The sequence below is a fragment of the Acinetobacter lactucae genome (assembly GCF_013344765.1).
Lineage (GTDB): Bacteria > Pseudomonadota > Gammaproteobacteria > Pseudomonadales > Moraxellaceae > Acinetobacter > Acinetobacter lactucae_A.
The window spans coordinates 1-7,868 of sequence record NZ_JABVBF010000160.1 but is presented as its reverse complement, the minus strand read 5'-3'; the positions used below and the strand labels follow the sequence as shown (position 1 = coordinate 7,868).

Sequence of the window (7,868 nt, the reverse complement as noted above, 5' to 3'; positions counted from 1 at the left end):
GGATAATAGTCTCTTATCTGCATGAAACACCTATTTTATTTATAATTTTCTATAAAAAACATAGCATTCCATTTTCATATCAACAAGTAAGCTCTTGTTAAAAAGCCTAATTCTGTTTATGAAAATACTTATTCATAATGAGACTTAGCATTCTACAAAAGCATCTAGCCAATTTTATCAAGCGCGCTATAATAAAACCCATCGCTTCAGGGCGGGGTGTAATTCCCCACCGGTGGTAAAGTTAATTTTTCTAAATAGATTAACAAGCCCACGAGCTTAAATTGTGTAATTTGAGCAGATTTGGTGAAACTCCAAAGCCGACGGTATAGTCCGGATGAAAGAAGACGACGAACTGGGATAAATCCGTTTTATTTCAGTGCCAGCCTGTTTTTACATCAGTCCTGAAATGTTCAACCGTATTTTTACGAGAGCGTTTCATTATGTCTAGCTTAATTCAACCAGAACTTTTTTTCTCAGCCCTCTCTCCTGCTGAGCAACGCATTCAACAAGCATTAGAAGATATCCGTCAAGGTAAGCCTGTCTTGGTAATGGATGACTTCGATCGTGAAAATGAAGCTGATCTTATTGTTGCAGCCGAAACACTAACTGTTGAAACAATGGCGCGTATGATTCGTGATGGCTCAGGTATTGTATGTTTATGCCTTACAGAAGAGCTAGCAGATCATCTAGAACTCCCTCCAATGGTTTCTCAAAACTCAAGTCAGTTTCATACTGCTTTTACAGTGACCATTGAAGCAGCTCAAGGTGTGACTACCGGTGTTTCTGCTAAAGATCGTGTTACTACCATTCAAACTGCTATTAAAGATGGCGCTGTTGCAAGTGACCTTAATCGTCCGGGTCACGTTTTTCCATTACGTGCACGTAATGGTGGCGTACTTACTCGTCGAGGCCATACAGAGGGAACAATTGATCTAGCAAGACTAGCTGGGCTTAAACCCGCTGGCGTGTTATGTGAATTAACCAACCCAGATGGCACAATGGCTTCAGGTATTCAAGTTTTAGCATATGCTCAAACGCATCACTTAACTGTGATTACCATTGAAGAACTTGTTCAATACCGCCAAAAACACGATATTTAAATAAAAAAGGTTTGGCTTTAGTTCAAAGTCAAACCTTCAAATTAAAATTTAATAATATTTAAGATACTTTCTTTTGGGTTGCCTGCCCTTCAACATATTCCAAAAGTTCAGAAAATTGCGTAATCATTGCTTTTGGTTGGGCTTGAGCAATCTCCTCTGGTGTTCCATAACCATAAGTTACTGCTACTGCCTCAATACCATTATGACGAGCACCCAAAATGTCATATTGGCGATCGCCCACCATTAAGCATTCTTCAGGATTTAATTGTTCATGTTCCAGAATATAATGGATAAGCTCAGCTTTATTGGTCCGTTCACCCGTTAACTCACTCCCATAAATATGTACAAAGTACTGGCTTAATTCAAAATGATCCAAGATACGTTTTGCATAAATCGTTGGTTTAGCGGTGGCGACAAATAAACGATATCCTTCTTTTTTTAATGCACTAAGCGTTTCTGCAACAGAGGGATATACTTCATTTTCGAATAAACCAGTAACCGAAAAACGCTCGCGATAAGCAAGTAAAGCTTGTTCAGCTAAAGCATCATCTTGTGTGTCTAGAAGTTTCGCTAATGATGCTTTTAACGGGGGACCAATTGTCCAGTCAATATTTAAATCGGCAGCCAATAGATAGCCCAACTTATCCATTGCATAGCGAATTGAAGTATGGATTCCAACTTTTGGGTCGGTTAAGGTTCCATCTAAATCAATCAAAATATGTTTTATAGCCATTCAATCACTAACCCAGTAAAGTATTTAATTCAATTGGTCGAGAGTTTAATTAAACTCTCTTATACTAACGTAAATTTAAATTGAAAAGGAAATAACCGTGCGTCCAACCGTACTTTGTTTCTCGGGTTTAGACCCTTCAGGTGGTGCAGGTTTACAAGCCGATATCGAAGCAATTGGACAAAGTGGTGCCCATGCAGCAATTGCATGTACTGCCCTCACCATTCAAAACTCACAACAAGTATTTGGCTTTGAAGCGACCTCAAAAGAACTATTACTAGCACAAGCTAATGCTGTGGTAGGTGACTTACCCATTAAATGTGTTAAGTCCGGCATGCTTGGCACAACAGATAATATTGCTGCACTAGCTGAATTTCTTCGTGCACATCCTGACTACCAATATGTACTTGACCCTGTTTTAGTCGCAAACAGTGGTGGTTCTTTAGGTGATCAGGCAACTCTCGTTAAAGCTTTCGTTGAGCTTATTCCTCTAGCGACTATTATTACTCCAAATACCGTTGAATTACGCGCTTTAACAGGTATTACTGATTTAGATCAAGCCACTCAAAAGTTATTTGAAATGGGTGCTAAAGCTGTTTTAGTCAAAGGTGGACACGAAGATACACCAGATCATATTAAAAATAGTTTATACATTAACGGTGAACTGGCAGCGACTAGTAGCTGTCCTCGCCTTGAAGGTGAATATCACGGATCAGGTTGTTCATTAGCGAGTTTTATCGCAGGGCGTTTAGCTTTAGGTGATTCTTTAAAAATTGCAGTACAGCATGCTGAAACATGGTTATTCGGTGTTTTAAAAAATGCGGATACCCCTGTACCAAACGGACAAAAGATTCCAAAGCGTTTTTAAAAGCACAAAAAAGGCGCTTAAAGCGCCTTTTTATTAACCTCAATTATTGAGGAATACGTAAAACTTGTCCTGGGAAAATCTCATCAGGATCTTTTAACATTGGTTTATTTGCTTCAAAGATTTTTGGATACTGATTTGCATCACCATAAACTTCTTTCGCAATTTTTGAAAGGTTGTCACCAGATTTCACTGTATAAAATTTACTTTCCGGTTCAGGCGTTGCAACAGTCATCTGGTCATCTACTTGTGCCACATGATCAATGTTCCCAACTATAAGTATAATTTTCTCTTTATCTGCCTGGCTTTTTACCTGTCCTTTAATAATTGCGGTATCAGTGGTACCATTATAGGTTACAGATAAGCCATCTACCCCTAATCCTAAACTTTTAATTAAACCTAATAATTTATTTGCAACTTCTTGTGCAGAAGGTTCTGCTGGTGTTGCCGGAGCTGGTTGTGGTTCTGCTGGTGCGGTATTTTTTTTACCAATACCTTTTACAAAATCAAAAAGACCCATCTTTTAGTCCTCATATTATTGTTTGTAGTAAAGTCATTAAACTGACCTTTATTGTTATACTTGAAAAAAGAGACGCCTCTGCTATCAATTGAGGTTGATCTTGTAAAAATATGTATCTCTTAATTTTTTTCTTAAATAAAAAAGCCACCTTACGGCGGCCTTCTTATTATTCAGCAATATGCGAATTAACCAAGTTTCTTAGTAACATAGTCAATTGCAGATTGAACTGTAGTAATTTCGTTAGAATCTTCATCAGGGATAGTGATGTCGAAGTCATTTTCGAAAGACATAACAAGTTCAACTAAATCTAAAGAGTCAGCACCTAAGTCATCCATAAAAGATGCTTCGTTTTTAATCTCTTCAGCTTTAAGACCAAGTTGTTCTGCAACCGCTTGTTTAACGCGTTGTTCGATATCGCTCACAGGAATTCTCCTCATTGCTTGTGGCGTTTAATTTGCCACTAGTTTAATTGAATATAAAAATTTTTAAAAGTTTATACATCAGCATTAGGCCATGTATAAACCACCATTTACATGTAATACCGTACCGGTAATGTAAGCTGCTTTATCACTTGCAAGGAAACTCACCGCATTTGCGATATCTTGTGGCTCACCTAAACGATTTAAAGCCACTTGATCACTCATTTTTTTGCGAATGTCTTCACTAAGTGCATCTGTCATTTCTGTTGCAATAAATCCTGGTGCCACACTGTTTACAGTAATCTGGCGGCTACCCATCTCTTTTGCAAGGCTACGGCTGAATGCTTCAATACCTGCTTTAGCAGCAGAATAGTTCGCTTGGCCTGGGTTTGCAAAATGAGCTACAACAGAACTGATATTAATAATTCGACCAAAACGTGCCTTCGTCATACCCTTAAGCACACGTTTAGATAAACGATAAACTGCTTTAAGGTGAATGTTGAGAATGTCATCCCAATCATCTTCAGACATACGAAGCAACAAATTGTCTTTCGTAATACCTGCATTGTTAACTAGAACAAGTACAGGACCATAGTTCTGTTCAATATGAGAAACGACTGCTTCAATCTCGTCGAGATTACGCACGTCGAGCGCCAAACCTACACCTTGTTCACCAAAGCTATCACTTAACTTTTGTGCACCAGATTCAGAAGTCGCAGTACCTACAACAAAATAACCGTCTTGAATAAGTTGCTGGGCAATAGCAGCGCCAATACCCCGACTCGCACCCGTTACTAATGCAACTTTGCGTTCTTGTGTCATGCAATTTTTCCTTCTGCCACTAAAACAGCATTTAGGGCATCTTCCATTTTGCTCTTACTATCAATAGAAAAAGCTTTTTCAATATTTGGTAAACGCTTTGCGAGATTACTCAATACTGTACCCGGGCCACATTCAACAATGTAATGTATGCCTTGGTTTTGTAAAAACTGCATCGTGTCTGTCCATTGTACTGATTGGTACAATTGTGCAGTTAACGCCTGACGCAATTGAGCAACATCGGTAGCTATTCCCGCGTTGACATTTTGTATTACAGGAATGGTAGGTAGCTCAATGGCAGTTTGTTCCAAAGCTTCTGCAAATTTCTCCGCAGCAGGTTTCATCAATGAACAATGTGAAGGAACCGATACAGGTAAAGCAATTGCTTTAGCAGATTGTTCTTTTGCCAATGCCATAACTTGTTGTACAGATGCAGTACTACCCGCAATTACAACTTGGCCTTGTGAATTATAGTTTGCAGCTTCTACAGAACCCTCACCTGACGCACTCACAGTTTGGCAAAGCTCAACTACCTTTTCATCAGCCAAACCAAGAATTGCAGCCATAGCCCCTTCCCCTTGAGGAACGGCACTTTGCATGAGTTTGCCACGCAAGTTAACTAGTTTAACTGCATCTGCCAAGCTCATAGAGCCTGCAGCTACTAATGCACTGTATTCACCTAGTGAATGTCCGGCAAGGTACTTAGGTGCCAGACCACCTAAATCAAGCCATACACGCCATAAAGCGATACTGGCAGTTAATAACACAGGTTGGGTATTTTCTGTTTGGTCGAGACCTTCGCCACTTTGCGCAATATGCCACAGATCAAATCCAAGAGCATCTGAAGCTTCCGCAAAGGTTTGCCCGACCCCACTAAACTGTTCTGCTAGTTCAGCAAGCATACCGACTTTTTGTGAACCTTGACCAGGAAACACAAATGCAGTTTTTGTGGCTAAAGCTACTTGTTCAAGACGTTTAGCAGACATAAGAAATCCTTTTTTGGGTTTTCACTCATTTCTGGAGCGGAAATTTAACATGTTATTTATATATTTATAATTGCGAAAAACAACAAAAAAAGGGAGCTTTCGCTCCCATTTTTTCTATACTTAAGCATCACGCTTAATGCATATCATGCAATTATTCAGCATCAGCTGCTTTAGCGAATAATTGACGACCACGGTAGAAACCATCTTTAGTCACATGGTGACGACGATGAGTTTCACCAGTTGCTTGGTCTACTGTTAATGCATTCTCGGTTAAAGCGTCATGTGAACGGCGCATGTCACGGCGAGAGCGACTTTTACGGTTTTGCTGAACGGCCATGATGGCTCCTTACAAAGATCGAAAAAATGGATCAGAACAAATTCAGTTGTCTTATCTCACAATTATAACACAAATTATGAGTTAAGTTTACCCTTCAAACCTGCCAAAACATCAAACGGATTATCCCGTTTTTCTTCGACAACATTTTGAATGGTAGGTTGATGTTTATGTTCACAAGCATCATGCTTGGGAGATAAAGGCATCAACAATAACAGTTCATCTTCTAGTAATGCGAGTAAGTTAATCGAGGCAGGCGTATCATAATCGCCTTTCGTCGAAGACTCACTTTCACCTAAAACGATGAAATCAGCATCCTCATCCAAGCGCTCTATCAGTGACTCATCATCCACTAATGCAATATGGAAGTCTAAGACAAGAGGCATTTCAACAGGTTCCAAACAACGTTGGCACTCCATTGGAACTTTCGTGTCCATGTGACCGTCCATCCACACAATGCGATGATATGCATCCATTGATAGCTTACAGTCTATGTTGATCAATTGATTATCAATTGATCCAACAGCTTCACGAGCGATACGAGCAAAGCGAGACAAGGGCAGTTGACCTGACCATGTAAAGCCTTGTTCAGCCCATTTAAACGGCTCAATCTGTGCCGGAAAGGTATTTGCTGACATAATTAAGGCGGCAATTCTACAAATTCATCGGTACTCTGTCAAAGATTAAGATACAATTTTGCACTTCTTTAGACAGAACTCGGGGTAAATTAAGCAATGCACCTGTTGCAGCCGCAACCTGAAGTTAACACTTCATTACTCGTTTGCACCCATTCAACTCATCAGAACACTCTTGTACCTGACCTAGTGCAACTCTCACCATGGTCAAGCTCAAAATCGGAGTCTGAGCAAGTTGATTGGCTTATTTTACACTTTAATCATTGGTTTTCCCACCATAATGTGACATTAGTTCGTGGAGATTTTGAACCAGAATACTTTCCGGCAACAAATAAAGAACCAGCCAAGATCCAATTTGCTCACGGTTTCTTTAATAGTGCTTTGCATGAAATTAGTCACTGGTCTATTGCAGGTGAAAAAAGGCGTCTATTACCAGATTTAGGATATTGGTATGCACCTGATGGTCGTACTCAAGAACAACAAAGTTTATTTGAACAAGTAGAAATTAAACCTCAAGCGATTGAATGGTTATTTGCACAATCTTTTGGCAGAAAATTTAGAGTATCTCTCGATAACCTTACGGGTGATGGCGGAGATGGCAAGTTATTTAAAGATAATGTCTATACTCAAGTGCAACGTTACTTTTCGGGCGAAGCTAAGTTGCCCCGTGATGCAGCAACATTTATTGGTTTTATTTGCCAATGTACACGTTCGGGTACACCTTTACAATTAGATGAATTTAAACGTGAACTCCTTGATTAATTGACAAAAAAACTACGTTAATTGCTTGCCTAGGTTATTTAAAAAGCCTAATAATTATTTTTAATACTGGCGTGATGGAGTCTCTAAAATATGATGCATTTACATGTACATCCTGAAAATCCACAGCAACGCCTCATTTCCCAAGCTGTTGAACGTATCCGAGCAGGAGATGTTGTGGTCTACCCTACCGATGCTGCCTATGCGATTGGCTGTCAAATCGGTAATAAAAATGCCATGGAACGTATTGCACAGATTCGTGGCTTAGGTCCTAAGCATCAATATGCAATTATGTGCTGTGACTTATCTGATATTGCGACTTATGCAAAAGTTGATAATGCGACATATCGTTTATTGAAAGCGAACACACCAGCTATTACTACGTTTATTTTGCCTGCAACAAGTGAAGTTCCTCGTCGATTGATGCATCCTAAAAAGAAAACGATTGGCTTACGTATTCCAAGTAACCCGATTTGTCAGGCTTTATTACAAGAACTGGGCGAACCCCTACTCACCAGTACATTAATTTTACCGGGCCAAGAAGATCCTTTAGATGATCCGTATGATATTGAAAATCAGCTCGATAAACGAATTGATGTATTTATTGACGGTGGTTTTGGTACGTTAACCAGTACAAGTATTGTCGATTTATCGGGTGAACATCCTGAGATCATACGTCGTGGTGTTGGCGATGTAAGTGC

At 39.6% G+C, this 7,868-nt stretch carries 11 protein-coding genes and 1 riboswitch; of the genes, 4 read left to right on the top strand and 7 right to left on the bottom strand.

Annotated elements, in window-relative coordinates; genetic code table 11:
* The first annotated feature begins 199 nt into the window (after positions 1–199).
* A riboswitch (FMN riboswitch) is annotated at positions 200–350 on the top strand.
* Positions 351–440: 90 nt separating this feature from the next.
* Positions 441–1,100: a 3,4-dihydroxy-2-butanone-4-phosphate synthase gene (gene ribB, locus HUN22_RS13925; RefSeq protein ID WP_174730468.1), complete on the top strand. Its 660-nt coding sequence runs from the start codon at positions 441–443 to the stop codon at positions 1,098–1,100.
* A gap of 58 nt (positions 1,101–1,158) precedes the next feature.
* Here the strand turns inward: ribB and HUN22_RS13920 are convergent, their stop codons facing one another.
* Positions 1,159–1,833, bottom strand: a complete 675-nt coding sequence (locus tag HUN22_RS13920) for an HAD-IA family hydrolase (RefSeq protein ID WP_174730465.1) — start codon at positions 1,831–1,833, stop codon at positions 1,159–1,161.
* A 97-nt stretch (positions 1,834–1,930) separates the two neighbouring features.
* On the opposite strand from HUN22_RS13920, the gene HUN22_RS13915 reads away from it, so the two are divergent.
* Positions 1,931–2,698 carry a hydroxymethylpyrimidine/phosphomethylpyrimidine kinase gene (locus HUN22_RS13915; RefSeq protein ID WP_016142040.1) on the top strand — a complete coding sequence of 256 codons (768 nt, stop codon included), beginning with the start codon at positions 1,931–1,933 and terminating at the stop codon, positions 2,696–2,698.
* Positions 2,699–2,741: 43 nt separating this feature from the next.
* Here the strand turns inward: HUN22_RS13915 and lysM are convergent, their stop codons facing one another.
* The 6 genes from lysM to HUN22_RS13885 form a co-directional block, all read right to left on the bottom strand.
* Complete coding sequence (gene lysM / locus HUN22_RS13910) at positions 2,742–3,215, bottom strand: peptidoglycan-binding protein LysM (protein WP_033848292.1); 474 nt, start codon at positions 3,213–3,215, stop codon at positions 2,742–2,744.
* Positions 3,216–3,400: 185 nt separating this feature from the next.
* Complete coding sequence (acpP, locus tag HUN22_RS13905) at positions 3,401–3,637, bottom strand: acyl carrier protein (RefSeq protein ID WP_001279871.1); 237 nt, start codon at positions 3,635–3,637, stop codon at positions 3,401–3,403.
* 84 nt (positions 3,638–3,721) lie between these two features.
* Positions 3,722–4,456 carry a 3-oxoacyl-ACP reductase FabG gene (gene fabG, locus HUN22_RS13900; RefSeq protein WP_174730462.1) on the bottom strand — a complete coding sequence of 245 codons (735 nt, stop codon included), beginning with the start codon at positions 4,454–4,456 and terminating at the stop codon, positions 3,722–3,724.
* The gene (gene fabD, locus HUN22_RS13895) at positions 4,453–5,439 is read right to left on the bottom strand and encodes an ACP S-malonyltransferase (RefSeq protein ID WP_016142042.1); all 987 of its coding nucleotides are present in this window, start codon (positions 5,437–5,439) and stop codon (positions 4,453–4,455) included. Before fabD ends, fabG begins: the two co-directional genes overlap by 4 nt.
* 151 nt (positions 5,440–5,590) lie before the next feature.
* On the bottom strand, positions 5,591–5,776 hold the full coding sequence (gene rpmF, locus HUN22_RS13890; RefSeq protein ID WP_000290730.1) for a 50S ribosomal protein L32: 186 nt from the start codon (positions 5,774–5,776) through the stop codon (positions 5,591–5,593).
* A gap of 74 nt (positions 5,777–5,850) precedes the next feature.
* Positions 5,851–6,411 (bottom strand): YceD family protein, encoded by a 561-nt coding sequence (locus HUN22_RS13885; protein WP_002120393.1) that lies wholly within the window; start codon positions 6,409–6,411, stop codon positions 5,851–5,853.
* Between the two features lie 96 nt (positions 6,412–6,507).
* Here HUN22_RS13885 and HUN22_RS13880 point away from each other — a divergent pair, with 96 nt between their 5' ends.
* Positions 6,508–7,170 (top strand): elongation factor P hydroxylase, encoded by a 663-nt coding sequence (locus HUN22_RS13880; RefSeq protein ID WP_174730459.1) that lies wholly within the window; start codon positions 6,508–6,510, stop codon positions 7,168–7,170.
* A 90-nt stretch (positions 7,171–7,260) separates the two neighbouring features.
* Positions 7,261–7,868: L-threonylcarbamoyladenylate synthase (locus tag HUN22_RS13875; protein ID WP_174730456.1), on the top strand; the 608-nt coding region annotated here is incomplete at its 3' end.